At 55.4% G+C, this 26,043-nt stretch carries 25 protein-coding genes and 1 pseudogene; 11 read left to right on the top strand and 15 right to left on the bottom strand.

Going from position 1 to position 26,043, the window contains the following annotated elements; all coding sequences use genetic code 11:
• Positions 1–1,109 precede the first annotated feature (1,109 nt).
• On the top strand, positions 1,110–1,475 hold the full coding sequence (locus tag BMI87_RS10235; protein ID WP_078521135.1) for a hypothetical protein: 366 nt from the start codon (positions 1,110–1,112) through the stop codon (positions 1,473–1,475).
• A 583-nt stretch (positions 1,476–2,058) separates the two neighbouring features.
• Here BMI87_RS10235 and BMI87_RS10230 read toward each other — a convergent pair.
• The 3 genes from BMI87_RS10230 to BMI87_RS10220 all read right to left on the bottom strand — a co-directional run bounded on the left by BMI87_RS10230 (position 2,059) and on the right by BMI87_RS10220 (position 3,347).
• Entirely contained in the window at positions 2,059–2,538 is a 480-nt protein-coding gene (locus tag BMI87_RS10230) for a toll/interleukin-1 receptor domain-containing protein (protein WP_246832683.1), read from the bottom strand.
• Positions 2,539–2,831: 293 nt separating this feature from the next.
• Positions 2,832–3,056, bottom strand: coding sequence for a DUF2188 domain-containing protein (locus tag BMI87_RS10225; protein ID WP_078521131.1), 225 nt, complete (start codon positions 3,054–3,056; stop codon positions 2,832–2,834).
• 12 nt (positions 3,057–3,068) lie between these two features.
• Positions 3,069–3,347, bottom strand: coding sequence for a hypothetical protein (locus tag BMI87_RS10220; RefSeq protein WP_078521129.1), 279 nt, complete (start codon positions 3,345–3,347; stop codon positions 3,069–3,071).
• Positions 3,348–3,482: 135 nt separating this feature from the next.
• Here BMI87_RS10220 and BMI87_RS10215 point away from each other — a divergent pair, with 135 nt between their 5' ends.
• From BMI87_RS10215 to BMI87_RS10195, 5 genes and pseudogenes are all read left to right on the top strand, one after another.
• Positions 3,483–4,058: a sigma-70 family RNA polymerase sigma factor gene (locus BMI87_RS10215; RefSeq protein ID WP_078521127.1), complete on the top strand. Its 576-nt coding sequence runs from the start codon at positions 3,483–3,485 to the stop codon at positions 4,056–4,058.
• A complete protein-coding gene (locus BMI87_RS10210) occupies positions 4,055–4,480 on the top strand; it encodes a hypothetical protein (protein WP_078521126.1) in 426 nt (141 codons plus the stop codon). The genes BMI87_RS10215 and BMI87_RS10210 overlap by 4 nt, the downstream gene beginning before the upstream one ends.
• Positions 4,477–5,268 carry an ImmA/IrrE family metallo-endopeptidase gene (locus BMI87_RS10205; protein ID WP_078521125.1) on the top strand — a complete coding sequence of 264 codons (792 nt, stop codon included), beginning with the start codon at positions 4,477–4,479 and terminating at the stop codon, positions 5,266–5,268. The genes BMI87_RS10210 and BMI87_RS10205 overlap by 4 nt, the downstream gene beginning before the upstream one ends.
• Positions 5,269–5,486: 218 nt before the next feature.
• A pseudogene (locus BMI87_RS10200) lies at positions 5,487–5,819 on the top strand (IS3 family transposase); the annotation flags it as partial.
• Positions 5,820–5,929: 110 nt separating this feature from the next.
• Positions 5,930–7,054 carry a hypothetical protein gene (locus tag BMI87_RS10195; protein WP_146681574.1) on the top strand — a complete coding sequence of 375 codons (1,125 nt, stop codon included), beginning with the start codon at positions 5,930–5,932 and terminating at the stop codon, positions 7,052–7,054.
• A gap of 251 nt (positions 7,055–7,305) precedes the next feature.
• Here the strand turns inward: BMI87_RS10195 and BMI87_RS10190 are convergent, their stop codons facing one another.
• The gene (locus tag BMI87_RS10190) at positions 7,306–8,166 is read right to left on the bottom strand and encodes a DMT family transporter (protein ID WP_078521121.1); all 861 of its coding nucleotides are present in this window, start codon (positions 8,164–8,166) and stop codon (positions 7,306–7,308) included.
• Positions 8,167–8,282: 116 nt separating this feature from the next.
• Here BMI87_RS10190 and BMI87_RS10185 point away from each other — a divergent pair, with 116 nt between their 5' ends.
• Positions 8,283–9,116 (top strand): AraC family transcriptional regulator, encoded by an 834-nt coding sequence (locus BMI87_RS10185; RefSeq protein ID WP_078521119.1) that lies wholly within the window; start codon positions 8,283–8,285, stop codon positions 9,114–9,116.
• 328 nt (positions 9,117–9,444) lie between these two features.
• On the opposite strand, the gene BMI87_RS10180 is transcribed toward BMI87_RS10185, so the two are convergent.
• The 4 genes from BMI87_RS10180 to BMI87_RS10165 all read right to left on the bottom strand — a co-directional run bounded on the left by BMI87_RS10180 (position 9,445) and on the right by BMI87_RS10165 (position 14,020).
• Positions 9,445–9,795: a hypothetical protein gene (locus BMI87_RS10180; protein ID WP_078521117.1), complete on the bottom strand. Its 351-nt coding sequence runs from the start codon at positions 9,793–9,795 to the stop codon at positions 9,445–9,447.
• 171 nt (positions 9,796–9,966) lie between these two features.
• Complete coding sequence (locus BMI87_RS10175) at positions 9,967–10,320, bottom strand: hypothetical protein (protein ID WP_078521115.1); 354 nt, start codon at positions 10,318–10,320, stop codon at positions 9,967–9,969.
• Positions 10,321–11,778: 1,458 nt separating this feature from the next.
• Entirely contained in the window at positions 11,779–13,170 is a 1,392-nt protein-coding gene (locus BMI87_RS10170; RefSeq protein WP_078521113.1) for a Fic family protein, read from the bottom strand.
• Positions 13,171–13,390: 220 nt separating this feature from the next.
• On the bottom strand, positions 13,391–14,020 hold the full coding sequence (locus tag BMI87_RS10165; RefSeq protein ID WP_078521111.1) for an AbiV family abortive infection protein: 630 nt from the start codon (positions 14,018–14,020) through the stop codon (positions 13,391–13,393).
• Positions 14,021–14,311: 291 nt separating this feature from the next.
• Here BMI87_RS10165 and BMI87_RS10160 point away from each other — a divergent pair, with 291 nt between their 5' ends.
• A complete protein-coding gene (locus BMI87_RS10160; protein WP_168175197.1) occupies positions 14,312–14,611 on the top strand; it encodes an SCP2 sterol-binding domain-containing protein in 300 nt (99 codons plus the stop codon).
• Between the two features lie 519 nt (positions 14,612–15,130).
• Here BMI87_RS10160 and BMI87_RS10155 read toward each other — a convergent pair.
• The 3 genes from BMI87_RS10155 to BMI87_RS10145 are packed head-to-tail and all read right to left on the bottom strand — an operon-like array spanning position 15,131 to position 18,410.
• Entirely contained in the window at positions 15,131–15,691 is a 561-nt protein-coding gene (locus BMI87_RS10155; protein WP_078521107.1) for an NADPH-dependent FMN reductase, read from the bottom strand.
• 41 nt (positions 15,692–15,732) lie between these two features.
• Positions 15,733–17,304, bottom strand: coding sequence for a DHA2 family efflux MFS transporter permease subunit (locus BMI87_RS10150; RefSeq protein WP_078521105.1), 1,572 nt, complete (start codon positions 17,302–17,304; stop codon positions 15,733–15,735).
• Positions 17,301–18,410: an HlyD family secretion protein gene (locus tag BMI87_RS10145; protein ID WP_078521103.1), complete on the bottom strand. Its 1,110-nt coding sequence runs from the start codon at positions 18,408–18,410 to the stop codon at positions 17,301–17,303. Before BMI87_RS10145 ends, BMI87_RS10150 begins: the two co-directional genes overlap by 4 nt.
• A 102-nt stretch (positions 18,411–18,512) precedes the next feature.
• Between BMI87_RS10145 and BMI87_RS10140 the strand changes: the two genes are divergently transcribed.
• The 3 genes from BMI87_RS10140 to BMI87_RS22105 all read left to right on the top strand — a co-directional run bounded on the left by BMI87_RS10140 (position 18,513) and on the right by BMI87_RS22105 (position 20,766).
• Positions 18,513–19,169 carry a TetR/AcrR family transcriptional regulator gene (locus BMI87_RS10140; protein ID WP_078521101.1) on the top strand — a complete coding sequence of 219 codons (657 nt, stop codon included), beginning with the start codon at positions 18,513–18,515 and terminating at the stop codon, positions 19,167–19,169.
• A 483-nt stretch (positions 19,170–19,652) separates the two neighbouring features.
• Positions 19,653–19,985, top strand: a complete 333-nt coding sequence (locus BMI87_RS10135) for a hypothetical protein (protein WP_146681573.1) — start codon at positions 19,653–19,655, stop codon at positions 19,983–19,985.
• Positions 19,942–20,766, top strand: coding sequence for a hypothetical protein (locus BMI87_RS22105; protein WP_168175196.1), 825 nt, complete (start codon positions 19,942–19,944; stop codon positions 20,764–20,766). Before BMI87_RS10135 ends, BMI87_RS22105 begins: the two co-directional genes overlap by 44 nt.
• Positions 20,767–20,768: 2 nt before the next feature.
• Here the strand turns inward: BMI87_RS22105 and BMI87_RS22100 are convergent, their stop codons facing one another.
• The 4 genes from BMI87_RS22100 to BMI87_RS10110 form a co-directional block, all read right to left on the bottom strand.
• Positions 20,769–22,391, bottom strand: a complete 1,623-nt coding sequence (locus BMI87_RS22100) for a hypothetical protein (protein ID WP_168175195.1) — start codon at positions 22,389–22,391, stop codon at positions 20,769–20,771.
• Between the two features lie 132 nt (positions 22,392–22,523).
• Positions 22,524–23,981, bottom strand: coding sequence for a site-specific integrase (locus BMI87_RS10120; protein ID WP_078521094.1), 1,458 nt, complete (start codon positions 23,979–23,981; stop codon positions 22,524–22,526).
• Positions 23,982–24,368: 387 nt separating this feature from the next.
• Positions 24,369–25,079 (bottom strand): hypothetical protein, encoded by a 711-nt coding sequence (locus BMI87_RS10115; RefSeq protein WP_146681570.1) that lies wholly within the window; start codon positions 25,077–25,079, stop codon positions 24,369–24,371.
• 265 nt (positions 25,080–25,344) lie between these two features.
• A complete protein-coding gene (locus BMI87_RS10110) occupies positions 25,345–25,977 on the bottom strand; it encodes a tyrosine-type recombinase/integrase (protein ID WP_078521090.1) in 633 nt (210 codons plus the stop codon).
• Between the last annotated feature and the right edge of the window lie 66 nt (positions 25,978–26,043).

The following is a 26,043-nucleotide window of genomic DNA, read 5'->3' as shown; positions in this document are numbered from 1 at the left end:
GAGACTTCGGAGAATGAACTTCTGCTCGCGTATTGCACGAGCTCGCACGAACGGGCCAACTCCGGCTTTGATATCCGAGTGAGTACGGACTACGCTGCCTGCGGGCTTGAGCGTGCAAGCCGGTTCGTTCTTGCTCGACGCATTCGTGTTCTCCGAACCGATAAAAGGATCATTTCGAATGACGCAGGTACTGCGATCATTGGGCGGCTGACGGATGATCTTCTGTTGCGCAAAGGTCATTTGTTAATGCTCATCAGACAGAGCTGGAAAGATGAATGCCAGCGTCTCGCGGCTGAGCGCTGTGGTTTGCATCCAAAACGCGGAAGGCGTCGCGTCAAACGAAACGAGCCTCACCAAGTCTAACACAACATGAATGATTTTTCTGGTTTCCAAGTATCGTGAAGATTGCAATGGGCCGCCAGCCTGTCGTGCCACTTCCATTTGTCTTAACGTTCTCATGAATGACCTTTTGCTTAGTCAGGAGATAGGCACGTAGTTCGCAGACCAAAAACGTTTGTGACCGTTTTATTTGAGCTGCGCTTGACACAGATCGGGTTCCACGGAAGACAAAAAACAGCACGCTCAGTGCTCTTTCTAAGTGTTCCTATGTTCTCTTTGTTCGGAGGCCTGTTTGTGTAGATCTTTCAATGCCTTGTAGGGTGTCGTATCGCAGAAATTCCGTATCTTGTCGTAAGAATCTCCGAAAATATCGGAATTTTCCCACGAATTATCGCAATTTTTCCAATTTCTATCGCAATTTTTTCGCGCTGTTCGGAGGGCCTGCGGCTGCCTATCTGCCCGCTGCTTTCTTGGCGTTGATGTAAAGTTTCAGCGGCCTAAAGCGACCTCGAAAGTGTGGGCGGTAATGTCTGCTGATCTTTTTGAACTGAAGCCTTTCGACCTATCTCTCATTGGTTGCACCAGGAAAAGGCCTGAAAATTGCTCAATCAAATCAGCGGTACATCCCGTCGGAGGTTTTCACGCGTGCGGATGCAGCGACCCCGCTGCTGCGGCAGGCTGAACAGTCTAAACATGAATAGCCGATCAATCGGCAGTTTTTCCGAGAGGTCGTTAGCTCAACGACGAGTGATAAGCTACTGCGCGAGCGCGTGGGCGACCCGGTCGTCGCGATCGACGAGGTGGATAAGGTCGGTGATGTGCGTTCACATCGAGGCTTCAGCTTTGCGCTGAGCAACTCACTCTTGTCGATGCTCGAACTCCTCAGCGCACGGACTTGGAGCTGCCCCTATTGCCGGGTGCGGTTCGATATGCGCTGGATCAGCTGGATTCGGAGCTCGAACAACCGTCGGGCCGTGCCAGCGCCGCTGCTGAGCCGCTGTCGCGTGCTCGATGTCCCGTCGCTTTCTGGCGCGCATCTGACGTATTTCGCGCGCCGCGAAGGGACAGCACGCGGCCTGCCGGCGGATACGGTCGAAGCGCTGGTGGGCATGCTGCGAGGCGCCGAGCGCGGATAAGATTTGCGCGCGGAGATTAAGCTGATGATGGTCTCGTGGCGCACGAGAACCGACCGACTTTGTAGTGAAAAAGGGCGGGCGAAATGGCGGAGTGGGCGGTGAAGCGATCATTCGCTGCAGTCGTCTCGAAGGTCTGGTGTGGTTAAAACCGCTGTGAGAATTGGAAGCCAAGCGGAGGTGCTCTGCCTAATGGTAACGAGGACGAGCATTTCTTCCGTTCGTCAACCGCACCTTCTTTTCCAACTGGTCGCGATAGCCGGAAAGCTGCCGTTCTCTGCAGTTGCGAGCCAGTCAAGCTGCATCTTCGGAAGCTGACTTTCAGACAACATGCTTCCGACGTTCAAAGTCTGCTGCCGAAAGGCGGTTTTGCTCTGTGTCAACTTCGAGGCCGACACATGGATCAGCCGTACCTGCGTTTCCTTTCGGTGTGGCGAGGACTGCCATCAGCGAAACTTTCAACAAAACAATGCTTGGGCGAGATCGCAGCACATGGCCAGAACCTCTTGTTTGCAGGGCGGTGCGCAGCCAAACATTCAACGAAATAAATTTTTGCAGAAAGTGTGAAGGTAATCTTCCTTTCTTGTCAGAGGGCCACCAATTCCGCAAGCTTTGCAGCTACATTTGACATGCTATCCTCTGCGGTACTCAGGCCGCTTCGTGAACCAAGAAGGGGACTAACTTCGCGCAACGCTTCATACGTTGTGTTGTGAACAATTGGAACGAGCAGATCGCGTGCCAACAGTGCTGACAGTTCCTTATCGGCAATTCCTTCGCCCCGAAGGCGCTGCAAAAGAGCCGGAGTCACCAAAACGATGCCAACGCGCGATTTTACAAGTCCCTTGTCGATTTCGCGGAGAAGGTTCGAGCCAAGCAGAACATCTTTTTCGCTGAACCAAACTGAGACGCCAGATGCTTCCAGAAAATCGTGTAGTTCTTTTGCAGCGCTTCCCCGGTCGTCCCATGCGTGACAAAGAAAAACATCTCGAATGTCGGGAATTGATGCCCGCTTTTCAACGTTTTCCCGGATGGGCGTAAGGGTTCGCACCTCTGTCTGTGTATACACTACTGTCGAGCTTGCCTTCGACCAGCGTGGCTTCGCACTACCGCCTGCTCGTGAACCGCTGCTGCTTCCAGAGCTTCCACCGCTTCCAAGTGATGATGTGTAGGATGGGCTGCGATACGGTGAGTAGGAAAAAGACGACCTATACCCGCGTGATCCACCGCGACAAGCGGGACAATTTGCTGCCCCACTCGCGGTGCGGTGGCCATTAACTGGCGCTGTGCATTGTACCATAGAAACTTACTCCTTTAGTGGGGGCCGTATTTTAGAAGAACCTGCGATCTCACGACCACTGATCAACCTTTCGGGGGATAGGGGTCGTTGCCATAGCTCCAGGCTTCGCGGAACTTGGCGTCCTGGCCCTGAATGCGGAGCTCAGAGCCCTGGTTCCGGGCTATATCACGCCCGTAGTCGATTGCTTCACGCTGAGTGCCAAAGCTCTTGGTAAGACGGTCGTTGCCTTCGCCACGAACACCCCAGCCATCGCCGTTTTTCACGACATATTGGTTCTTGCCTGCCATCATGTTTCCTTTCTATGCAGCCATTTTGTTGGTGCGGGAATTGATCCAGTCCCACGCTTTCTGGGGAAGCCAACCGCTGTAATCACGGCTGATCCCAACGATCAGGAAGTTGTCGTTCTTGTCCGCGTGGGGCGAGAGTTTCTCCCAAATTCCTTTCGCGGTCAGGTTGGTATCCACCAGCCAATGCGAGTCGAGATAGTGCCACCAGGCACCACAACTCTTGATTGCATCATGCAGCTCGCTGTAGTTTTGACCCGGGTGGTTCAGGTCGTAGTTAATTGAATAGATCACGGTGTTCCTCGTAGTTCTTTCAGCCGATTTCCTGGCCTCAACTACCCATGCGGAGAAAATCGGGGCGTTCGGACACCGAATTGTCCGAACAGGTAATTTTTTCCAGCATGGGATTTCGAGAAGAGGTTTGAGCACATGAACAATGTCGATACGGCCAAGGTGCTGTCGCGGGGGGAGCTGGAAGAAGCCATCGGCGAATTTTCAGATGCCGATTGGATGCGCATCAGAGGCGCAGCGCAGCTCTATGCGGTTTACCCCGTTGAACCGGAGGAGCTGATTCAAGAAGCATTATGTCGAGCGATAGCTGGAACGAGGAAGTGCCCCAAAGATGTTAGCGTCGTGCGGTTCGTTGCTGAAGCGATCCGAAGCATTGCCCATGATGAGCTTCAGAAGGTCGAACACCAGCGCGACGAAGTGTCGGTTCATGACGAGACAATCGAAAACCCGGATGCCATCACACCACAGGAGCCGGGACCAACCGCCGAAGAAAGGATGATTTCAAATGAACAAACCCGAGGAACCGAAAATCGCCTGTTGGAGCTTTTCGAGGGCGATGACGAGGCACAACTCATCGTCCTGGGCATGTTGACCGGAACAGAAGGCGCAGAGCTCAGGGAAGTAACTGGCCTGGATCAAACCGGTTTTAACAGCAAGCGGCGTTATGTAAGGCGCAAGATCAACAACGCAATCGAGAACGGACTCACCCTATGACTGACAAGAGAAGCGACGAACGGAGAAAGCTGGCTTCGCTGGCTGATGCTCTCCTCGACGACCTCTTTGCGACGTCAGACGAAGACATTCTCAAAGAGGTCACAGAAGCTGGTGGGGATCCGTCAGCGATCAGCGACCAAATGCGGGCTCGTTTCGAAGAAACGCTCCTGCAGGCACGCAAAGAACGAATGAAAGCTGCTCGTGCTGGCAGGAGGGCTACCCAGGGCGTGGCTGAATCCACCAATGTGGTCGATATTTCTATCGCTCGCCAAGCTTTGCGCCATGCCTTTCAGCAAGATGGTCTGTCGATGGCTGCCCGCAACGAAACCGAAAGCGATCTGACCGATGAGGAGGTTCTGCGCAAGTACGACGACCTTATTCGCCTTGGTGTAATTGATCCTGAAAATGGGGGCGATCCATGAAGGTCATCGACCCAGCCGAGCGGCTCTTGAAGTCGCTCGGCGTTACAGAACCGCACGAGATCGAGCTGGAGGATATCGCTTTCGATCAGGGGGCGGAAATCAGATTTTGCGATCTGAGCGGATGTGAAGCTGACATTCTAGGATATCAGGATAGGGCAATCATTTCGATTGACCGAAACCGGGGAATGGCCCGGAAGAGATTCTCGATCGCTCACGAATTGGGGCATTGGCATCATCACCGAGGCAAGAAACTACAATGCCGCGTCGAAGACTACCAACCTCGGCACAAGCAACTCGCAGAGCGCAAGGCCAATGGATATGCGGCATCGTTGCTAATGCCAAACTACTTGGTCATGCCCCGTGCACGTGACCATAAAAAACTCACGTTCAAAACTATCGAACAATTCGCTTCCGACTTTCGAACCAGTTTGTCAGCAACAGCGATACGTCTTGTGGAAGCTGATATCTGGCCGTGCATGTTGATCTGCCATACCCAGCAGGGACGCAAGTGGTTCACTCAAGCACCGATGTTTCACCGGCGCTGGTTTCCTCAGAATGACGTGGACCCTGAATCCTCAGCCTTCGAAGCCGTTTTTGGTCAATCTGAGGGCGACCGATTCCCTCGACTAATCGGTGCGGATGCTTGGTTCGACCGGTCCGAGGCTCGTCAATATGAACTCTATGAGCAAGCCAGACGCATCACTGACGATGAAGTCTTGATTCTTCTCACGATCAAAGACAACCGAATGATCGAGGAGGAACCGGAGAAGTCAGGATATCGTTGGTGAAGCTTGATTGCTGCTATCGCGCCTAACTTTCTACAAAATATTTAGACTGTTGAAAGTTCCTAGGGGCCAACAAGCCGAAAGCCGTCACTGGCCGAATGACCGGGAAGTCACGCATTGTGTTAATCCGACCGACCCCGGAATTTGCAGGTGCAGCTAATGACCGCAAAGCGGGCTGCGTCCGCAGCAATCCAACAACACGTCCAATGTCCGGATTGGGCCGAAAGCCGAAGGTCAGGGTGCTTATCCACTCGGACCAGGGCAGCCAGTTCACCAGCATGGATTGGGCAGCGTTCTTGCGGGCCCACAATCTTGAGCACTCGATGAGCCGCCGTGGGAACTGTCACGACAACGCCGTCGCGGAGAGCTTCTTCAACCTGCTCAAGCGCGAGCGGATCAGGCGCCGGACCTACAGAACCCGCGAGGAAGCACGGCGAGACGTGTTCGATTACATCGAGATGTTCTACAACCCGAAGCGCAAGCACGCGAGGAACGGGATGCTGTCGCCCGTCGAGTTCGAACGGCAGCGGAAGCTGAGAGCCGAAGGCGTCTAAGAAACGTGGGGCGATTCAGGCCGCTGTTCGAAGCGGTCGACGATATTAATTGCGGATATTACGAGGTTTCGCCATGATGATGATCAGAACGGGAATTTTTGAGGCTACCGATGGCTTTAGAACAGCCAACCGCCGTTGAAGAATTTGAGGATTCACTACGAAAACTCGGCAGGTTGTCAGCCTATGCTCGGCAGGTTCTGATCACGAGACACTTACTTCGAAACCTCGCAACAATTTCATACCCAGACGAAATACCAGTTAGTGTTTCAGGTGACTTTGCGCTCGATCTCTTCAGGTGTTCTATCACAGTTTTGTCGGGCGTTAACCGTGAAACCAAGCAGTTTTCCAGTCCATATGATCCACAAGATCGGCCAGACACACACCATTTAGCATTCAGCCAGAAAGAACGAATATTTAGTACGTCGATTGCAAGTGGGATGCCTGATGTGCATTTCTACATTGGATCCGAAGGTGGGTATGGGGTTGAAAATTCCACCGAGGCCACCGTCGAAGATAAGCTGCTAAGTTCTGAAATCGTTGCGGTTTCGAAAAACGTTGGCCTGACGACAAAGGTTCTGGCGGATGAGCGCGTCGAAGCCTTGCGAAACGAAAAACTATGGCAACAACAGGAGTCGGAGGATCAAGCTGTTGCGCTAGGCTTTTTCGATCATTGGCATGAATGGGCAGGAAAGAATGGAACTTTCTGGCGTGAGTGGTACCAAGGCTTACTGGATGGTGAACCGCTTGATTGGGGATTGCAACGTCGAGTGGCGCTGATCGACGATGCTGTTTGGGAAGCAGGCATAGAAGCCGTAGCTGCAGAAATCGAAAAGATCCGTAGCATCTTCGATTTAGAAAAGCGCATCGGTGATCTTGAGGCCGATCTTCGCCGTGCCACGGCCGACAGACACGGAATTGGTGGAAATAATCCACCAGAAATGCTCGACGATGCTCCTATCGCTAAGGAATTAGTGATTGTTTGGAAGCCATTGGAAGATCTCAGCAACGAAATTGGAACCGGCGATCCCGACCCATCACGCCTGAAAGTGATCATCGAGAGGTTGGTCTCGGCATTGAAGACGGGCTTTGCTTGGTGCCTAAAAAAGGGCGACCTGATTGTCGATACTGCGATCAAATGGGCAATCCCAGCAGGCGGTTCGGGTTACCTAGCGCTACACCCCGAAAAGTTGGAAGCGGTGATCGAAGCAGCAAAGCGACTGCTCGGCATCCTTTGAAAACAGCGGGTGCTGTCCTTCGATAGTCTACCTCACCCGCTCGCCATCAGTTCGTGCTGCAGAGAATTTCGCAATAGCAGCGAATGGCGGCTATGCGGGCTGCGACCGCAGAGGTGTGCAGGTCGAAGGGATAACCACTTTGGGCCGAGCGCGTCGATACGGCCGGGCGGGTCGCAGGAAAGGCTTGCCGCGACGCCACATGACCGGTTCGAGCCCGAAACTCCCTCCCCTAACCCAGCGTTTCCCGTACCTCATCGCCGCCTGAACATGACAACATTCCCGAGCCCAGCGAGGATGACGCCGAGGATGGACAGGGGGGGCCATTCGTAGCCTTCGAAGAGCGTCGAGAGGGTGAGTGCTACGATGGGGAAGAGGACCGTGGCGTAGCCCGCTTTGGCCGATCCGATGCGGCCGACTAGCATCAAGTAAGTCGTGAACCCGATGATGGATCCGATGACCGACAGGTAGACGAGCGCCGTCCAGTAGATGCCGCTCCGCGGGAGGACCAGCGGTTGGCCCGTCGCGAAAAGGATGGCGAGGAGGCAGAGCGCCCCGATCCCCATGCCCCAGGCATTTGCCGTCATCGGCGTGATGCCGAGGTGCGTGTTCTGCCGTGAGGCCATATTCCCCCAAGAAAAGATCAGGGTGCCCAGCACCGCCCAGCCGATCCCGCGCAGCGTCGATGCGCCCGCCGTGATGTCGATGTCGGGCCAGAAGAGGCAAGCGAGCCCCGCCACCCCGAGCGCGCCGGCGAGTACCGTCTGCCGGCTGATCCGGTCGCCGAAGAAGATTCGCGCGTTCACCGCGTTGAAGATCGAGGCGAGCGAGAAGATCACCGAGACGAGGCCCGACGGCACGAGGGAGGTCGCGGTGTAGAGCGCCAGGAAGTTCAGGCAAAAGAGACAAAGCGCCTGCACGACCACGAACCGCCAGACCGCGGGGCTCCGCAATCGGTCGAGTGCGGCGAGCACAGCAAGCATCAGCACCCCCGCCAGCGCGAAACGGTAGAAGACCGATACGGCGACGGGTACCGCGCCAACTTGCGCAGCAATGGCGATCCAGGTTGTTCCCCAAATGAGGATTGTAGCGGTGAAAAGGACGGGTGTGGTCATCGGGCGGCTCCTCTGCCGCGCCATCTACGCTTTACCCGCACGGAGCCTTTGCACGATCTTGCGGTGAAGTGCCGGCCCGGCATTCCCGACCGATCACGATAGGCTTAAAAGACCTCATGGCCTCGGTGCGCGATTTCCTTGAAAGTTCCCCGGTCGCGACAGCGGCCGCCACGCTCGATCTGGGCGGGGGACGGGGCGTCACGGTCTGGGAGAACCGCAACGACCGTGTCTCTTACGAGGCGCCGCGAGGCCATGCCTTCAGCCTTTACCTCGCCGGGGGTACCGGCACCCGGCGGTTGGACGGTGCCGGTGTCAGTGGCTGGCCCGGCGCGGTCTGCGTCTTCCCAGACGGACAGCCCTCGGAGTGGGAGATCACGACGCCCCACCGCTTCGCCCACCTCTATCTTCCCGACGACCGACTCCGCGCTGACTTCGCCCGAACGCACGATTGCGACGCGCGCCGGCTCGACGTGCCGGAGATCACCTTCGCCGACATGCCGCACCTTGCCACACCACTCGCCGCGCTCGCCCGGGCAGCGTCCGCGGGTGACGTCCTGTTGGCCGACACGGCGCTGTCCGAGATCGTCGCGCGGCTCGGAGCGCGCAAGGTGCCGCTCCGCGGCGGGCTATCCCCACATATCCTGCGCCGCATCGACGAATGGATCGAAGCGCATCTTGATGAGGCGATCCGCTTGTCCGATTTCGCTGCGCTGGCGGCTCTCTCGCCATTCCACCTCCATCGCATGTTTCGGGCATCTCGCGGGATACCGCTCCACGCCTGGATCACCGAACGGCGCATCGATCGCGCTAAGTCACTGCTACGCGGCACGGACCCGGTCCTCGAGGTCGCCCTCGCCTGCGGCTTCTCCAGTCAGAGCCATTTCACCCGCACCTTCAAGTCCGGCACCGGGACAACCCCCGCGGCGTGGCGGACGGCGATCAAAGGCTAATAAGTATAAGAACTGATCGTGGGAAATGGGGTATCGCGCACGCTGGTAAGCGACCGCAATGGCAGCTTCGTCCGCTCTGCTGACTTTGGAGCCCAAGCCTATGCTGCGCGATGCCATGAAGGTCCGGTATGGGGAAGCCGCGCTGCGGCAATGATGATCCCGGCCAATGGCCGGTGTGGGCCGTCAGCGACGACCTGGCTGGCAGACGAGGCGGTGGGGCTCGCGGCACCGCCGCATGTCTGCTCCGAGCCCAGATTGTCGCATGCTGCAATTGGAACGAATGGCGGGTTTTCAGAATACAGAACACACGATTTGAGTGTCGATGACGCTAAATGCCGATGATCGACACCCAATGCAGCCACATCGTGAAGAACCACGAAATACAAAACAGTCCATATTTTGTGGTCAGTAAAAATCCGAAAAACGCTCCGATGGGAGAATAGCCTTCCCCCATGAAGTCAGCTCGCCGACCGCTGGAAAGCAGCACGCTGAATGCCACGTAGCAGAGCCGAACATGAAACGGGAAATAAACTAAGTAACCGGGGATCATTACAGGCCACCCGAATACAACATGCGGCACGACGCCGAGCGCAAGTCCCAAAGCGAAGCCCAAGGATACGGCGTTCGCAACGCTAAGGCGTTCCCAAGTCGGACAGATGTTGAAAATCAGTATTTTCATGGTGACACCTACCAAGCGCGCTCTTCCATCATCAAATCTACTATCAGCAAAGCTCAATACCTTGCACTGAAGTTGCAGCTAGTCCAGTAGGTCGGTCCAACGACGGTCGCGGCCCGCCTCGCCTCGTAGAGCGGCAGGAGCAACGGGATCGAGACGAGAGCCGATCCTTTGTCAGTCGAGCCAAGTCTGACCGCTGCGGGTGACCTCCTGATCGCGTCCGAACCAGATCGCATAAACTACGCGGCACGCGGTGAAAGCCTGCAGGGTGAGCCCAAGGTGCGCGGTCGTGCCCGGCGGATGCTTCTTCTTGAACTTGAGTAGATTGTCCGGCGTCCGTGGCACAGCGCCGCCCTTCAATGCGGTATTGACCGCTGCGATCCCTGCGGCCGGATTGTTCGCGACATACTCTCGCTCGGTCGCCCATTTGTAGGGAGCCCGCACCGAGCGGATCATATTGTCGGCCGCGCTTGGCGTCGCGCCCGAGCCATCACCTTCCATCAGGCCGAAGTCGCGGTAACCAGCCAAATGGCCCGCGCCATTCTTGACGCCATCCGCCGATCGCGATCGCAACCGCTATGCACTTGACCGCGATCCACGGCAAAACTTAACGAAAGCGGCAGGACATTTCTGCCCGCTGCACTGAAAAACGCAGCTCCTATGCCAGGACGCAGCGGCTTCCCGGTCTGATCCATCCTGTCCCAGCAGTCCGCGCGACCGCAGAGGTCGCTCGGGGCGAAAAAGTCTTGTCACTCTGTCAAATTCAGACAAACCTTACCACAATCGACACGCCACTTGGGGAATGTCGAACAAAAACCAAAATAGAAGGAAATAACGCCCATGAAATTAGGGCTAAGAATATTTTTGGTCTGCGCAATATTTGGGGCTCTAGCAGCCTGTGTGCCGCCGGACCCTCTAAATAGAATTGGAGGAATGTCGATTACGGACAAAATCGCCGTATCTAACTCCAGTATCTTGCTGACATCATACCTGTCAGGCAATACCGTTTGGAACCACAGCGATCCCGATGAAGGCGGTCACGGCACTCAGGTTGAGTATCACTCCCCTGACGGAAAAGTATTTCTTTGGTATCCGGGGAACCAACATCCAGTCCAAGGTAGATGGAAGGTGGAGGACAGGCAGAGCGGAAAGCCATTACTATGCTACCAATATGGAGTAAAAACATACAACCCTGTTCTAAGGCAACGAGGTGGGGCATGGAGATGCGAGCGCCAAAACTGGGTTTATCTCGGCACAGCATTTGCAGGCGACCCTTTCCATTTGGCGAGTGGGCGCCTCCCATTTGTCATTCCAGATCGCGGCTTCTACGGACCGAACAAGCTGCTTAGCATGGCTGGCCGCTCAGGAGAAACCGTCACCATGATCACAGACAGGGGAAGCCTCTGAATTCCTCTTCTAAAAGCCAGCATCATCGCATGACGGTGCTGGCGATGTATCCTCAGCAGGATCGTCTAGCTATGGCGAGATCAGCGCGGCGCGTCTCCGGTCGGTCCTGCATGGCGACACCCCGACCGTTGCGGAGCGCGTCCGCTTCGAGCAGGCCATGTTGGCAATGCCCGCTTAGACGGGTTGCCGATTGGCCAAATCTAAGGCTGTCAACGAAAGGAAAGATCGGCGGTAATAGCTCAAGTTACAGCTTTTTCCAGCCCCCTCCCCAAAGCCGCCATTGGCGCTGCCGCAGCGAATTGGTGTTTTGTCCGCACCGCCGACCTTGGCATGCCCGACAATGCTGCACGCTGGCACGGACGACCGTTTCGGTGAAGCTGCACCGCAGCGAAGCTCAATTTGGCGAATGTCCGGAGAGGGCCGGAACCGACGAGTCAGGAGGTTCGGGCGGGAAGCAGCCCTTCGCTGCGGCAGAGGTTAATGGCGGGTTTGGCGCTGTTACGAATTGACTGGCCCAGCAGTCGACGCGGCGAGGTGACACGGTTCAGCTTTGCCGGTAGCATTGGATGCAAGCATGCGTCAGATTCCCAGCTTCCTAACAAACATATCTTCCAGAAAACTTTGGATCAGCACGGACTGATCGCTAACTTCGTTGCAGACCCAGACTTCTTCGTTCCCGAAGCGACCCTTCCGCTTCTCTGGCGTGGATGTGTAAAGGTGCAGCGCGTCGTTGATGTAGATCCCTTCGCGGAACCGAATATCGTCATCGGAAAAGTGGTCGAAATCATACCTAATATTAAATTCTGGTTTTCCGCCGGTCAGGTTCAAAGACACTGCGCCATATAACTCTTCTCTCGGGTGCACGTCCTCAGGCCTGAAATTATGGCGTCGAAAATAGAATATAGTCCGATAGAATGCCTCGCCTTCTGAAAACCATGTTTGCTTCATAAGCCATGTGTTGGAAGATTTTCCAGTTTCACTAATTTCTCGCCATTTCTTAAAATCAATGACTTCAAACTTTTCAGTTCGCACATGGAGAATTTCTGAGCTGGCGTTCAGTTCTTCACATGTCGCCGCAAGTTGATCAGAGAAGTTTTGCATACGCTGCTTCCAAACAATATACTGTTTATGCAGTCCACCGGTCTTCTTTTCACTGGCTCGTTTTGCAAGCGAAACGATGAACTTTCCTCGGGATTGAATTTCCTCGATTATGGACTTCACACGAGAAAGGATATTCAACTCAAATTCACTGATCATTTGGCAAAGCGGATTCCAGTCTCCAGAATCCGCCTGCTCAAGAGCATCATAGTAATCGTCCCGGCGTGATGATGGAATTCCAGTTGGATAAAGGCCGCTGGACAAGAGCGAGTAATCTTGCAGGAGGCGGCCCGTGCGGCCGTTGCCGTCCTCAAAAGGGTGTATTCTCGTGAATGTTGCGTGGAGCCATGCTGCACGAAGTATTGGATACAGATCTTCCGTTTGTCCGTAAATTGACGACATTTCTTGAATAAGCCGACCAATCTCTGTCGGCGGTGGCGGTTGAAAGGATGCGCCCGTAATCTCCACCTCTGTTTGCCGTAACTTACCTGCAGTGGGAAGTATTTTACTCTGTAGTATCTTGTTTGTTTCCCGAATGGCGCTGGGTGTAAGAGGGTAACCTTCTTCCGCGAGCCCGTAGATGAACTCGTCAGCCTTTAACGCATTAAAAATCTCCGCTTCCGCCTTTGAGCTATTCTCGCTCAGTGTCATAGCGTCCATCATAAGAAGCGTTTGGCGTCTGGACACCGAGATACCCTCCATATTCAAGCTGGCAGTTATCCTGTCGGGCAAAAATTCCGTGCTCAAACGAGAATTGGTCTCCTGATCAAAAGGGCGCTTTTTCGCAAGCTCTGCGGCGACTTCTGCCACCTCGTCGAACAGGTTCAATGTCTCTGGGGCAAGATCCGCGCTTCGAGGATTCAGGATGTCCATTGAAAAATTCCTCTCTATTACAACGCCTAGTATGTTCTGTTCCCTGTCCAGATGTCCATGAGGTTAGCAGGTTTGTTCTGTTGAACGTGCGTCGCAGCACGTGGTGACGTTAGACACGCCGAGCTCTGGCGCTCGGCGGCTTGGGAGTGGACTCTATGCGCACGTTGGTCTTGAGGTGATTGAGCGGCAGCTCAGGGCCGTTTACGCTGGTTATGCCCGATCACTTGGCAGAAGAAGATGATCTGTTGCCGCGAACGTCCTCAAAGATCGCATCGAACTCCTTGGACACATGATAGCTGTGGGTAGTCATTCCGCAAAACGTATCATCAGCGGTTTCAATGGCGACAAGCAAAATAATGCGCGCTGTCTCAATGTCCACGAAGTCCATGGGTCGGGCGAAGCCTCCTCCATCAGCGAAGCAATAGAGACTCTTCTCTCGCACCTCGTTGAGGTATCCATCGTTGATCTTCTGATGGAAGTCTTTGGCTGCTTCTTCGCCGCCTAACACCTCATGCATTCTCTCCCCCATAAACACACCAGACACTGCAGCTTTCTGTTTGTGATGATGATCGCGTAGGGGATCACGTCCCTTTTGCCGCTCTGCATCTGCTTTCCTAAATACAGTCAGATGTGCGCGACTGGTTTCTTCGATGGCAGTGATTGCTGCGAATGCGGCAAGATAAAAATGACCTGCCGCAAAAAGGGTTTCTGCGCCTCTAATGAGCGACAAGAGGTAGTCGAGATATCGATTCAAATCATCAGCTGTCCTGATTTCGAAATCCGGCGGACCAAAATATATCGCCTTATGTGCAGCGTCATGCGAGATGTCTCGTGGATCACTATCCGTCATCCGGTGCCTCCAAATATGCCCGTCGGACCGTCCTGGCGCTGACAAAGGGCGGTAATGTCAGCCTTGATACTCGATAAGCTAAGCTGCGCCACCTATGGAATTTCCGAGAACGGGGCCTTCGAGCATTGCCTGCTGCTGCGCGAACGGCGGCAATGAGGGCTGCGGCCGCAGCATTTGAAAACCCTGCTCAAGGTCGGCTATGGGCCGGAAGAGCAATGATCCAGTCTCGACCCAGCGTCAAACTAGACAGAGCAATCGAAAACGGTGTCCATGCAGGGGAAGGAGACCAACGTGACCAAACCAAGTAAGGCTGAAATCGTAGAACTCGTGAGCGAACGCTCAAAAAATCGGATAAAGGGCAGCGTGCGACTAGAGATGCCGGGCACAGCGACGCTCTATGTGGACGAAACTGGAGCAATTGAGAGCGACCAAGCTGCTGACATAACGCTGACGGCGGACGCTAACGTCTTCTACGACATAGCAATGGGAGTAAAGAACCCCACAAAGGCGTTTATGATGCGCCAGCTAAAAGTTGACGGGAATCCTATGAAAGCGCTCAAAATTGGAGAAATCCTGAGCACGACGAAGTAGGTTTCTTAACCGCCTGCGGCCCGGTTTCGTTGCGGGTTTGATGTATTCCTCAAGCGAGGCGAGGTGTTGCTGGGAAACGCGCTAATGCTCGGTCGATAAGACCGCCAACACTTACAGCACGATCAGCGGCACCGAGTTCAAATCAATTTGGATCATGCGCGAGCGGCGAATGTCCGCTTGGGCGGGCCGCACCGCAACGGGCACTCGGCAGGATGAATGACCGCAAAGGGCCGTGAACAACGTTCCGTCAGGAATGAGCGAGAGCCGACGTTTGCTGCGCAGGACGCGAACAACCGAGATACGATGGCAGTTGCGCTCAGCGGTTTGAAAAGCTGTTCGCTCGTCGATAGGGTGCCGACAAATGGCCGATTTTCAAGCAATTTCACGGCGGATCTTGCTCAGTGTTGGTAGTTGTTTTTCGACGTTACCCACCAGATCAAGAATGGCTCGCGCTAGTGGCTGCGAAGCTATAGTCGGGCAAAGAGTTTGGCCTCATGCAAAAAAGTGGGCATCCGCCCCTCAGGCGGCTGCCTCCAGCAGCTTCGCAACCATCATCTCGCACATCTGTTGCGCCCTGGGGTCTTGCAATGTGCCTGCACCGATCGCGGCCTGTGCATTGGCGATCGAGACCATAGCGGGCAACACGCGCGCGCCGAACGCCAGTTCGAGCTGGTTGCGCAGTGCCATCAGGCCGCGATAGCCGCCGAACCCGCCCGGCGAGGCGCTGCCGATCGCGAAAACCGGCACCTCGAAGGCCGCGGGCTTGCCGCCGTGATCGGTGACCCGCGACAGCCAGGTCAGCCAATTGACTAGCAGCGGCGCGGGAAAGGCATTGTATTCGGGACTGGCGATGAAAATCCCGTCATGTCCGCGAAACTGCGCATGGAGCGCCAACGCTGCCTGCGGCAGGCCGGATTGTTCCTCTTCCAGGGTTGTGTAGATCGGCATCTCGTAATCGGCGGGGTTCAGCCGTGTGACTTCGGCACCACCTTCGGCGCAGGCATGCGCGACAATATCGGCCAGAGCCGAGTTGAGCGAGCCGGGGCGTAGGGAGGCGGCGAGAACGAGAATTTTCGGCATTTTGTTTCCAGTCGGTTTGAAGGGGAAGGGATTGCAAGGCATCAATGCGCGGCGACGTCGGGATGTTCGGGCTTGGCCAGCAGGAGGATCAGCGGTGTGGCACAGACAAAGGCCACCGCCATCATGAAGAACACATCGTTCCAGGCCATGATCGAGGCCTGTTGCGCGATTTCTCCGCCAAGCTGGCGAACCGCGGCCAGCATCGGATCGCCGTTGATCTCGGGATGGGTCGCCATCTGGCGGGTCATCTGGGTGATCTGATCGGTCGCGATCTGATCGGTGGTGCCGATACTCTCGGCCAGCCACCAGTAATGGCGATCATAGCGCCCGTCCCATTGAGTGTTGATCAGCGCAAGACCAAGCGCGCCGCCCATGTTGCGAAACACGTTGAACAGACCACTCCCCCCGCCCACCAGATCGGGCGGCAGGGTGCCCAATGCGGCAGCGGTGATCGTGACCATGCACAGCACCAGCCCCGTGCCACGCGCGATCTGCGGCCAGATCAACTGGTCAAACCCGACCTCGGTGGTCATCTTCGTGTTCAGCCACAGGCCCAGCGTCACCAGTATGAAACCCACGAACAGGATCTTGCGGGCATCGAAGCGCTGGCCCAACTGCCCCGCGATCGGGGCTGCAAGGAACATCGCAACCCCGGTCACCGCCATGACCTCGCCGACCTGGAGCGAACTGAACCCGCGCACCCGCGACAGGAATTGCGGTAGGATATAGCTTTGCCCGTAGAGGCAGGTGCCGATCACGAAGGTCAGAATGCAGCCCATCGTGAAATTCCGGTTGAGAAAGGCATGCAGTTCCAGAACCGGGTGCTCGATCACCAGTTCGCGCCAGATCAGCAATACCGCCGACACCACCGAGAGCACCGCGAAGCCGAGAATGACATGGCTTTGGAACCAGTCCTCCCGCGGACCTTCGTCCAGCACGATCTCGAGCGAGCCGAGGAACCCCGCGATTAGAACGATCCCGAGCAGGTCGATCTTGCGAAACAGCCCCCAGTCGGGACGGTCAATATCGACGAAGAGCGGCACCAGTGCTGTCACGATCAGCCCAGGCACGATGTTGATCAGGAACAACCAGTGCCAGCTGAAATGCTCGGTGATATAGCCGCCGAGCGTGGGGCCGGCGGCCGGCGCTACGGTCGCGGTCAGCCCGATAATCACGGTGCCCATCATCCGCATGGATGGTGGCAGCAGCTTGAAGTTGGCCGCAAAGACTGTGGGGATCATTGCGCCGCCGATGAAACCCTGTGCTGCGCGGAACACGATCATCGACTGGGTGTCCCATGCGAATGCGCAGGCCACGCTCATCACCGTGAACCCGCCAGAGGACATCACGAAAAGCCAGCGTGTCGACATGACCTTGGCCAGCCAGCCCGAGAGCGGAATCATCACCACCTCGGCCACCAGATAGGCGGTCTGAACCCAAGTCACCTGGTCGATCGAGGCCGAGATTCCCGCCTGGATCTGGGGCAGCGAACTTGCGACGATCTGGATGTCGAGGATCGCCATGAACATGCCCACGACCATCAGGAAGAAGCCGAAGATATCGCCCCGGCTCGGGATCGGGGCGCTGGCTTGCGGGCTGGGCACGTCGTTCATTCCCTGGCTCCGCGGGTGTCGATATCGACCACCACCGAGGAGCCGGGCCGCAGGCTGGGCCCGTCCGTCGTTTGCGGAGCGGTGATATGAATGCGCACCGGAATGCGCTGCACGATCTTGGTGAAATTACCGGTGGCGTTCTCGGTCGGGATCAGGGCGAATTGCGATCCGGTGGCAGGCGCGATGCTGTCGATTACACCTTTGAGATGCACGCCGCCCAACATGTCGGAGCTGACATCAGCTTTCATGCCGGGACGAAATTTCTCGACCTGGGTTTCCTTGAAATTGGCGGTGACATAGATCGCATCAAGCGGCACGAGACTGATCAGCTTCGTGCCCACGCCGACATATTCACCCACCTCAACGCCGCGATTGCCCACCATGCCGTCGCGACTGGCGCGGATCACCGTGTCATCGAGGTTCTTCTGCGCCAAGGCTTCGGCGGCCTCAGCGCGATGCAGCGCGGCCTCCTGCTGGCTGCGCTGCGCCTTGAGCACCGGCAACTGCCCGCGCGCCACATCGAGCCCCGCCTTTGCCCCGCGCAGCGCCGCCTGCGCCTGCTCAAGCGCTTTGGCCTGCTGGTCGGTGCTGGCCTTGGGCGTCGCGCCGCGCTCCAGCAGCGCTTGGCTCCGCTCGGCGTTGGTCTGCGCCAGATCGAGCGCCGCCTGCGCCGAAGCAAGATTCGCCTTGGCGGAGGCGATATTGTCGGATTGCAGCGCGATCTGCGCATCGGTCGAGACGATTGCTGCCTTGGCGCTGGCAACTTGCGCCTCGGCTTCCGCCAGAGAGCTCTTGAGCCGCGTGTCGTCGATCCGCAAGAGCACCTGACCCGCCTTGACCTGCGTATTGTCCGGCACTTCGATCGCGGAGATCCGGCCCGGAACCTGGGCGGAATAGGTGACGATATCGGCCTTCGCATAGGCGTCGTCGGTGCTTTCGGTAAAGCGCCCGACCGTCCACCAGTCCCAACCGAACCACGCGCCCGCGCCGATCGCGATCAGCGCCAGCGCCGTCAGAACGATGCGCTTGGCGCCAGGTTTCGTAGTGCTGACGGCGGGGGGCGCATCGGACGTCTTGCCACCGTTCTTCGGGTCTTGCGTGGCCATCTTCGCCTCTTATCGTTACTTTACCGTTTAGTTTCTATGTTGCTCTAGCGCACGCGACATGCGATATGCAACCGGAACTTGGTTCGAGACGCGGAGGCGCTTGTGTGCGCGGTTGAACAGAATCCCAGCGCCACGCGAAGCGCACCCGACAAGCGTGGCGCGGCCAAACGCGCTCAGATTCTGGTCGGCGCGCGCAAGGTGTTCATGGAGCGCGGCTTCGACGGCGCTTCGATCGACGAGATCGCACGCGTGGCAGGCGTATCGAAACCCACGCTATACCGACATTTTCCCGATAAGCGGCATCTATATTCCGAGTTCTTCACGCTGGAATGCGACCGCTATGCCGCGACGCTTTTTCCATCCGATCTCGTGGCCGCGAGTGCGCCCGAAGCGTTGGAGCGGGTGGCGCGAGCCTATCTCGGACGCCTCCTGTCGGATACCGCCCAGAGTGCCTTTCGCGTTGCAGTAGGAGATGCCCATCTGTTCCCCGAACTCGCGCGCGCCTTCTACGACACCGGGCCCGCGCGCGGGGTGGAACATCTCGAACCTCTACTGAAGCGATTTGTCGCGCGCGGCGAGCTCGAAATCGAAGACGTGCCGCTGGCGGCGGCGCAATTCCTCGAGTTGTGCAAGGCCGACCAGTTTTACAAGCGTGTCTTCGGCGTAAACGAGAAAACCGACCCCGCCCAGATGGACCGGATCATCTGCGGCGCCGTGTATGTCTTCATGCGCGCCTATGCTCCCAAGAACGCAAACTAAGGACAGGTTTTCAGCAAGTGAGACTTTCTCGATCCAAGCATCGGTCAATGCTATTCTCTGACGACCACACCGCGCATCTCACACGATCACGGGAATCTTCGCTTTAGCTCCCAACTTGACCTTCGCGGCGGGGAGCACAAAGGGCCACTGTGGGCCAATCGCGACGGGTCCGGTGGTTTCGGGATGGTGGAGGGAAAATCCCGTGGCAGGTCAGTCGATCGTAGATGAGAGACATCGCAACCCAGACCGGTCTCTGATCGCGGGCAACTCAGAGGAGCCTTCATTGTCCGAAAACCGTGCGTTGCGCGTGTTCGTGGACTAGTTCATCACTATGGTCTCCTGAGGTGGTCGCAGCATAAACGGCAACGATGCCGCGGCCCTTGAGGATAGGCGCCCTAAGGTGGCCATTAACCTGACCTCGCGCTAGATTGCCGACAGGTAGCGATGCAGGGCGTAAACGTTCAAGATAAGGAGCGTGTAGAAGTGAAAAAAGTCGACTTGGAAGTCACCGGTTCTCGATTGGTGATTGATTTTAAGCGCACCGATTTAAGCACCGAAACATTGTTGGAGAGAGCAGAGGAAGTTCTCCCACTCCTAATCGCTCTTATTTCGGCAGACGACACGCTTTGCAGGTTGACAGATGAAGAGTTCGCGGAGCGAGATCGCGCTTGGCAAGCTATGGATCTGATGTGCCAAGCTGCAACTCAAAGCGCGACGCGCCGCGCCGAACTCCTCGAAGCAATTGCTAGTGGAAAAGAGAGCATTGCGGCGCATGGTTTTCCTGAGTTTAGTGGCGAGAAATCCGTGGATGTTTAACCTACACGCTGGAATACCGGGCGTCGCTTCTGACCTGCTGCATTCCGTTGATAAGTCGGGAATTCTCGAAGACCAAAGTTCGTCGGCAATTATATCGCGCCCCATCTGGAAAAAACAATTCAGAGAGCTAATAAACACGAGGTGGCGTGAGGCCGCGTTGGATACTGAATCTTGGAGCAACGTTGAAGAAATTCTTTCTGACTTTTCGAAGTATGATACCGTTGCAATAAGTCAGGATGCATTGCTTGGCGTTGCAGAAGATTCTTTCCTAAAAGATAAAGTTCTTCCACAAACCGAGGCTCGAGTTTCTCGGGTCGCGGAGATTTTTTCTGGCCGCTCTGTAATGCTTCATTTTACAATAACGAGTCAACTTGACTACTTTTACGAGTTCGTTCGCTCTAAAAATGATATTGATTTTATCTCAGAGGCGCGGACCATGCCCTCGTGGTCGAGTCTCATCGAGCGAATAAGAGAAATTGTGCCGGAATTTCGGATTATGGTTTGGGATTTTGAGCGCCCTAGGGAAATCGCGTTGTCCTTTATTGGGGAGTTGCTGCGGGTAGACGATTTCGATCTTATTCTGGATTTAAAGGATCTGGTTTCTTCCGCTTTTCCAGAGCGCCAAAGTCCTCTTGATAGCGAATCTTTGCCAGGTCTTTCATTTGAAATCATTGAGAGGCTCGACGTTCAATATGAGATTGATTTGCAGAGACTTTCCAAAATGGAGGGAGTTACTCTCGTTCGCCCACTAAGTCAGATGTCGCAAAGCCTTGGTTATTAATCTTAAATTTTCTCAAAGAACGACCAAGTGTCTTCAAATCCATTAACGGATATGCTCTTCTCTTTCCGAGTATTGTCCATTCTAGTAAATACGTTTCCTGAGCTCTTAACTCGAAGCATAAACTCCATCATTACTAAGCCAGCGACGTCATCGCTTCGAGCGAGGTCTAAAAGGAGAGCGTTGGTATTTAGTAGGAGGTCTGTGCCACCTACGGTATACCGATCGAGGCCACGAAATTCGTTCGGTGTTTGCGGTGATACTTCTGAATATGTCGCAGTTTGCTCAGCGCCCTCGATCGCGCGCTCACCTTCGTAGATCTTCATCATGTTTGCATAAAAGTAACCGCTTGCGCCAATCTGTCTCTGAGCTTCATTTGATCCATGATCTAAAAAGGTTTGGAGAGTGGATATGAGCCAGCGCGTTGATAATTCATTAACTAGCTGAATTCCATGCTCGCGCCAAATTCGGTGAAAAATCACTGAAGCTTTTTGCGTGTGTTGCGTATCGCGGCGCAAATAGCTGATAGCAAGAGCGTTGATTTTGGCGAGTCTGGATTTTCCTCTGAGGTGATAGTCGAGAATTCGTGACTGATCTGCCATGTTCACACGAGATTCCGAGGGAAGTTCGACTTCAGTTGGAAGGATATCAAATAGGTATTGAGATAGGTCGACATCCTGTGCGGGGAGAACATCGATAACATCTTGTGGTGCGAACCTAGAAGCAGATCTCATCGAAAGTGCCGGAAACGCTACCGCAGCTAGCTCATTTGACTTGGCAGCAGGCGGCGACGATGTTTCATATAATGGGCGCGGCTTCCAATTAGCCAAAATGAGTTTCTTCGAGAACCAAGCGGTGGCCTTAAAGCTCGAGAGTTTATTGATACGCTCCAACAGCTGAGATGCTTCTCTGGACGGTGCCGAATTTACTCTTTGAGGGGAAGTTGGTAGATGTATATTCGATGCTCCTGCAAGTTTGAGAATTTTGCTGATTCCGTCGCCCACATCTTTGTAGTAATCTTCTACTACGAGCCGCTCGCCAAAAACGTTCCGCGGTTTCTCGAGTTTTTGCGCCCAGGAAAAGTCAGTCGAAAACCTCGCATGGAAATCTCGAAAGTCGTGGAAGTCCGTGCGGTATTTTAATGATTGGTGATAGCAACTTTTCAACCAATCTTCTTCGTTGCGCTCGAAGAAAATGAAACATACATCGTGAGGCCGCAGGGCGCGCATAATTATGCGTAAGTTCTTTGTGAGTTTTGTGTATACCTCTCGTCTCTTAGACCGGCCAGGGATGTCCCCACAAAAATCTTCTTGGCTTAATATAATCGTATTGCAGGTTGAATTCTTTATTGTTTCAGAAATTTCCTCAAGCTTTCTTTCAGCGTCTTCGAATTTTTCCTTCGCAAGCAAGATGGCCGCTTCGTGGGTGTCTTCGTCGTGCAGAAAAAGAAAGCCTTCTTGGAATAAACTATCCTTATTGCCAAGCAGGAACTTCTGAACAGATGTTGTTCCCGTCTTGTGCGGGCCGATGTGTATTATTACTCTTTTTTTCATTTTAATACGCTCAACGTTCAGAAGTTCAACTTTCGCCCATTGGCTTCCATCCTCACGGAACCCTGGCAGCTTCAACGTAGTGAAACTCAACCCACCAGTCTATCGCGTCTTGCCGATTTTATCGTGTTCGTAGGATTTATCAGGGACCTAGTCCCTTGCTTTCACGGGTAGACTTTCGCTCGCCCCTCGTTATGCGCTACTGAATGCCTATGTGTCTGCGCATTGTTGGGTGGATATAGCAGAAGTATACTTACGAGCACGTCTGCTCATGAACTGAAGCTCGTCGCCTCGGCACCGCGCGAAGTTGCTTCGCGGCCACGAAGAGGCGGGGACCGGGGGAGGCGCAGTTTGAAGCGATTTCCGTAAAGACCGCATCCGCTCATCATGCTCACAAGGCTGATCTTCCAGTGTCGCAAATCGTAGAGCGAGCTCACGCTCGATACTTTCGCAGGAAAGGTGGCCGTAAGTCCGGCTCACCGTGTCTGTGTTCGCGTGGCCGAGTTGACGCGCGACGATGGCAAGCGGCGCGCCGGCCTGCACAAGCTGACTGGCATAAGTGTGCCGCAATCCGTGGAACACGAATTCATGCGGCAGCCCGGCCTTCTCGACAGCTGCTTTGAAGAGATGCTTGTGACGGGTTTTCCAGATCTGGCCCGCGCCGGTGCGAAAGACGATGTCATCGTCTGCTTTCCCGGCGCATTTGGCCAAGAAAAATCGCATCCCTTCCTCCGGGAGATACACATAGCGTGGTCGCCAGCCTTTGGGGGAGGAGACGTAAATGCCAAAGATGTCTTTTCCGACATCGCACACACGAAGCGCTGAAAGCTCAGACACGCGGCAGCCCGTGTAAAGCGCTGCGCGCACCAAGTCCGCGAGATCTGGGCGGCATGCGGCGATCAGCTCACGACACTGCGCGCGTGTGAGGAATATCTGACGAGGAACTTCCAAATTCGGAACGCGGTGGATGCAGCGCCACGAGCGTTCTGAGGCGGTGTGGCCGTTCTCCCATGCCATCTGCATGGCAATTCGCAATATCCCCAGCAGCGTGTTCAGTGTTCCTTTCCGGCGGCGCAATGCATCCGGGTCGAGGCTTTCAATCTTTACCCTTGCCTTGAGCGCCTGGTTCCCCCGCTTGGGTGGCGTCTCAAGGATGGCACGACAGAAATTGGTGATTGTGTTGCCGGTCAGTTCATCGAGCTGAACTGATCCGAGGCGCGGTAGGATATGAAAGTTGATCAGCGCGACCAGTGTCTCAAAGGTGGTTTTGGTCGCAGCGATCCGTTTCCACTCCACGTAGTCGATCAGGGCGTCGCCAACTGTGAAGCCAGTTTCGCTCTTCGAGTATCGCAGATGTTGTGTGGTTCCCACCGGGTAGCTCGCCGAGGCGATGCCTTGCCATTCTTGCTCGGCGAACCAAGCGCGCGCGAGCGTGATAGCCGCTTCGTAGGAAAGGCCCGTTGAGTTTTCCGAAACTGCGGGTCCGAGCCGCCGCTGCCTATAGCGGCCATCCTTCTTGCGGATTCGAGCGACCCAATGAAGGGGCTTCGCTGGTTTTTTCTCGAGGCCAATGTGGCGGCAATATTCGAGAATGTTCCAATAAGGCTCCCGTCTTTCAGGAAGAGCTTTGATCGTCTTGAGGGTGTCGAGCTTCGGCGCGTGATCCATGGGTTACTTCCTCCTGGCCAAGGTTGAGGAAGTATCTTCGCGCTCTCTCCGTTAAGCCATATCGCTCGACGTAGTCGAGCAGAACGGCTTCTGCCGTGTCGGCTTCGGTGAATTCTTTCATGTTCTCCTGCTTCTCTCTGTAATTTGAGCCTAAGGGTGGAGCGCCATCAATCTTCGGCTAACTTGGCTGAGTGGGCCGGTCACCTATTCCGGAAGGCGCTATCAGATATAGCTAAGGGAAGCTGATACCGCTGCGTTGAATAGCCGACGTCCGACTTTATGTTGGCCATCGGTCGCCCGAGCACCCGTATCAAGCGGTTTCTTTCCTTTGTGACTGCACGGAAAAAGAAAACGTAGAGCTTTCTAAAATTTCGTGAAAATAAGAAGCTAGGGCTTCGTGGAGCCGGATTCGAAATCCTTCTCATCGCTCAGTGTCTCGGTCAAATCCGCCCAGTTCATCAGCCGTCGCATATCTTGCGCAGCCTCAGTGGCTCCGATTGCTCGAGCACGACGGGACGCATCGCCTTTAAAATATGGGCTCTTTCCTGGAAAATTGAACATAAAGGCAATCACTCCACCTTGCCAGGGTTGTTGAATGTTGATGTAGGAAACGTGGTTGTAGTCTGCCTTCAAAGGATTTGGGACGGTCGTGAAACTGAAGGCAACACGCATCGGTGGATCGTCCGACAGCCAGTAAACGGATTGTGACGGCGCGCCCTTGAAGCGGATGTCAAACTTGACACTTCCTGCTATCTCCGTGCCTACAACTGGGCCGAGGAAGCCATCAAGGTTCCACGGCGGGGGCAGTTCAAAGCCTCTATCTGCATAAAAAAACATTCCTCTAAGAGGAATCTCTGCCTCGCCGAGGTCAGGGATGGCCTCAGGATTTGCAAAGATCAGGGTAGAGTCGATAGGCCCGGTGAAATTTCTGTATCGGTTATAGCAAGTTCGCACACGGAAATCGTTGACTTGGTAGGTCAGAGGGGCCGCGTCGATGATGACGCGCGGAGGTGGGCATTCACTAGCAGTTCCCGCAAAGGAGACAGAAGCAGTGAGGCCCCAGTTCAGGAGAAACCCAAGCGTCATTCGAAGTTTCAACTGAGTCCCTCCGGGCGTTCGCTGCGTTCGTGTTGGTGGTTTCTTTTATAGGCGTGATTTGTGCTGGCTCAATTAAGTATATGCGAACAACAAAACATTGCCCTCGCGCTAACGCGAGTGGCCGCTCTGTCCCGCATAGCTGAGACGGGCATGCGGGTCGGAGCTTCGCGATGTCACGAATGGCTGTTTTGGGGCAGCCGCGCCGCAGCGATGGCCGGTTTGGCGAAGGTCGGCTTCGGGCCGTCTGTGGCGACGGCCCAGCTGTTTAGATTTCGATAGCTTCGGCGATCACCAGTGCATCTTCAAGCTCGACGCCGAGGTACCTGACAGTGCTGTCCATTTTGGTGTGACCCAACAGCAGCTTGACCGCCCGCAGGTTGCCTGTCTTCTTGTAGATCTGCGTGACCTTCGTTCGCCGCATCGAGTGCGTGCCATAGGCGCTTGCCTCCAGACCAATGGATGTAACCCAGTCACGCATAATTCGCGCGTACTGGCGGGTCGAGATGTGAAGCCGTTCGTGAAAGCGCCCGGGCCAGAGGTATTCGGATCCGACCATCAGCGGCTCCCGCATCCATCTCGCGAGCGATGCACGTGTGCCTTCAGAGATTTCGAAACGCACAGGTTTCTGGGTCTTGCTCTGCAGAACCGACGCGCGTTCCTTGATTTGGCCTGATGCCATGACATCGACCACCTTCATCTTCACCAAATCGCAGCCGCGTAGCTTGCTGTCGATGGCAAGATTGAAGAGGGCCAGATCACGATGGTTCTCCGCCAGCTCCAGCCGCACCCTGATCGCCCAGACGTGTTTGGGCTTGAGCGGCCGTTTCTGGCCGACGATCCGGCCTTTGTTCCAAGCAGGGCGCAGCGCGCGAATGGCGGGTAAGTTTGGTGTTTCCATGATGGATCCTCCGATCCACCACGCCCTCCCACATCGACAACCCGACGTTGACAAGACATCATATCA

Origin of the sequence: Thioclava sp. F28-4 (assembly GCF_002020045.1) — a bacterium.
Lineage (GTDB): Bacteria > Pseudomonadota > Alphaproteobacteria > Rhodobacterales > Rhodobacteraceae > Thioclava > Thioclava sediminum.
This window is presented reverse-complemented; position numbering and strand designations above follow the sequence as displayed.

Coding starts and splice junctions, on each gene's coding strand:
- BMI87_RS10225 (WP_078521131.1), bottom strand. CDS start 3,056: ATGGCAGGCAAGAACCAATATGTCGTGAAAAACGGCGATGGCTGGGGT.
- BMI87_RS10215 (WP_078521127.1), top strand. CDS start 3,483: ATGAACAATGTCGATACGGCCAAGGTGCTGTCGCGGGGGGAGCTGGAA.
- BMI87_RS10210 (WP_078521126.1), top strand. CDS start 4,055: ATGACTGACAAGAGAAGCGACGAACGGAGAAAGCTGGCTTCGCTGGCT.
- BMI87_RS10205 (WP_078521125.1), top strand. CDS start 4,477: ATGAAGGTCATCGACCCAGCCGAGCGGCTCTTGAAGTCGCTCGGCGTT.
- BMI87_RS10195 (WP_146681574.1), top strand. CDS start 5,930: ATGGCTTTAGAACAGCCAACCGCCGTTGAAGAATTTGAGGATTCACTA.
- BMI87_RS10190 (WP_078521121.1), bottom strand. CDS start 8,166: ATGACCACACCCGTCCTTTTCACCGCTACAATCCTCATTTGGGGAACA.
- BMI87_RS10185 (WP_078521119.1), top strand. CDS start 8,283: ATGGCCTCGGTGCGCGATTTCCTTGAAAGTTCCCCGGTCGCGACAGCG.
- BMI87_RS10180 (WP_078521117.1), bottom strand. CDS start 9,795: ATGAAAATACTGATTTTCAACATCTGTCCGACTTGGGAACGCCTTAGC.
- BMI87_RS10170 (WP_078521113.1), bottom strand. CDS start 13,170: ATGGACATCCTGAATCCTCGAAGCGCGGATCTTGCCCCAGAGACATTG.
- BMI87_RS10165 (WP_078521111.1), bottom strand. CDS start 14,020: ATGACGGATAGTGATCCACGAGACATCTCGCATGACGCTGCACATAAG.
- BMI87_RS10155 (WP_078521107.1), bottom strand. CDS start 15,691: ATGCCGAAAATTCTCGTTCTCGCCGCCTCCCTACGCCCCGGCTCGCTC.
- BMI87_RS10150 (WP_078521105.1), bottom strand. CDS start 17,304: ATGAACGACGTGCCCAGCCCGCAAGCCAGCGCCCCGATCCCGAGCCGG.
- BMI87_RS10145 (WP_078521103.1), bottom strand. CDS start 18,410: ATGGCCACGCAAGACCCGAAGAACGGTGGCAAGACGTCCGATGCGCCC.
- BMI87_RS22105 (WP_168175196.1), top strand. CDS start 19,942: ATGGTTTTCCTGAGTTTAGTGGCGAGAAATCCGTGGATGTTTAACCTA.
- BMI87_RS10120 (WP_078521094.1), bottom strand. CDS start 23,981: ATGGATCACGCGCCGAAGCTCGACACCCTCAAGACGATCAAAGCTCTT.
- BMI87_RS10110 (WP_078521090.1), bottom strand. CDS start 25,977: ATGGAAACACCAAACTTACCCGCCATTCGCGCGCTGCGCCCTGCTTGG.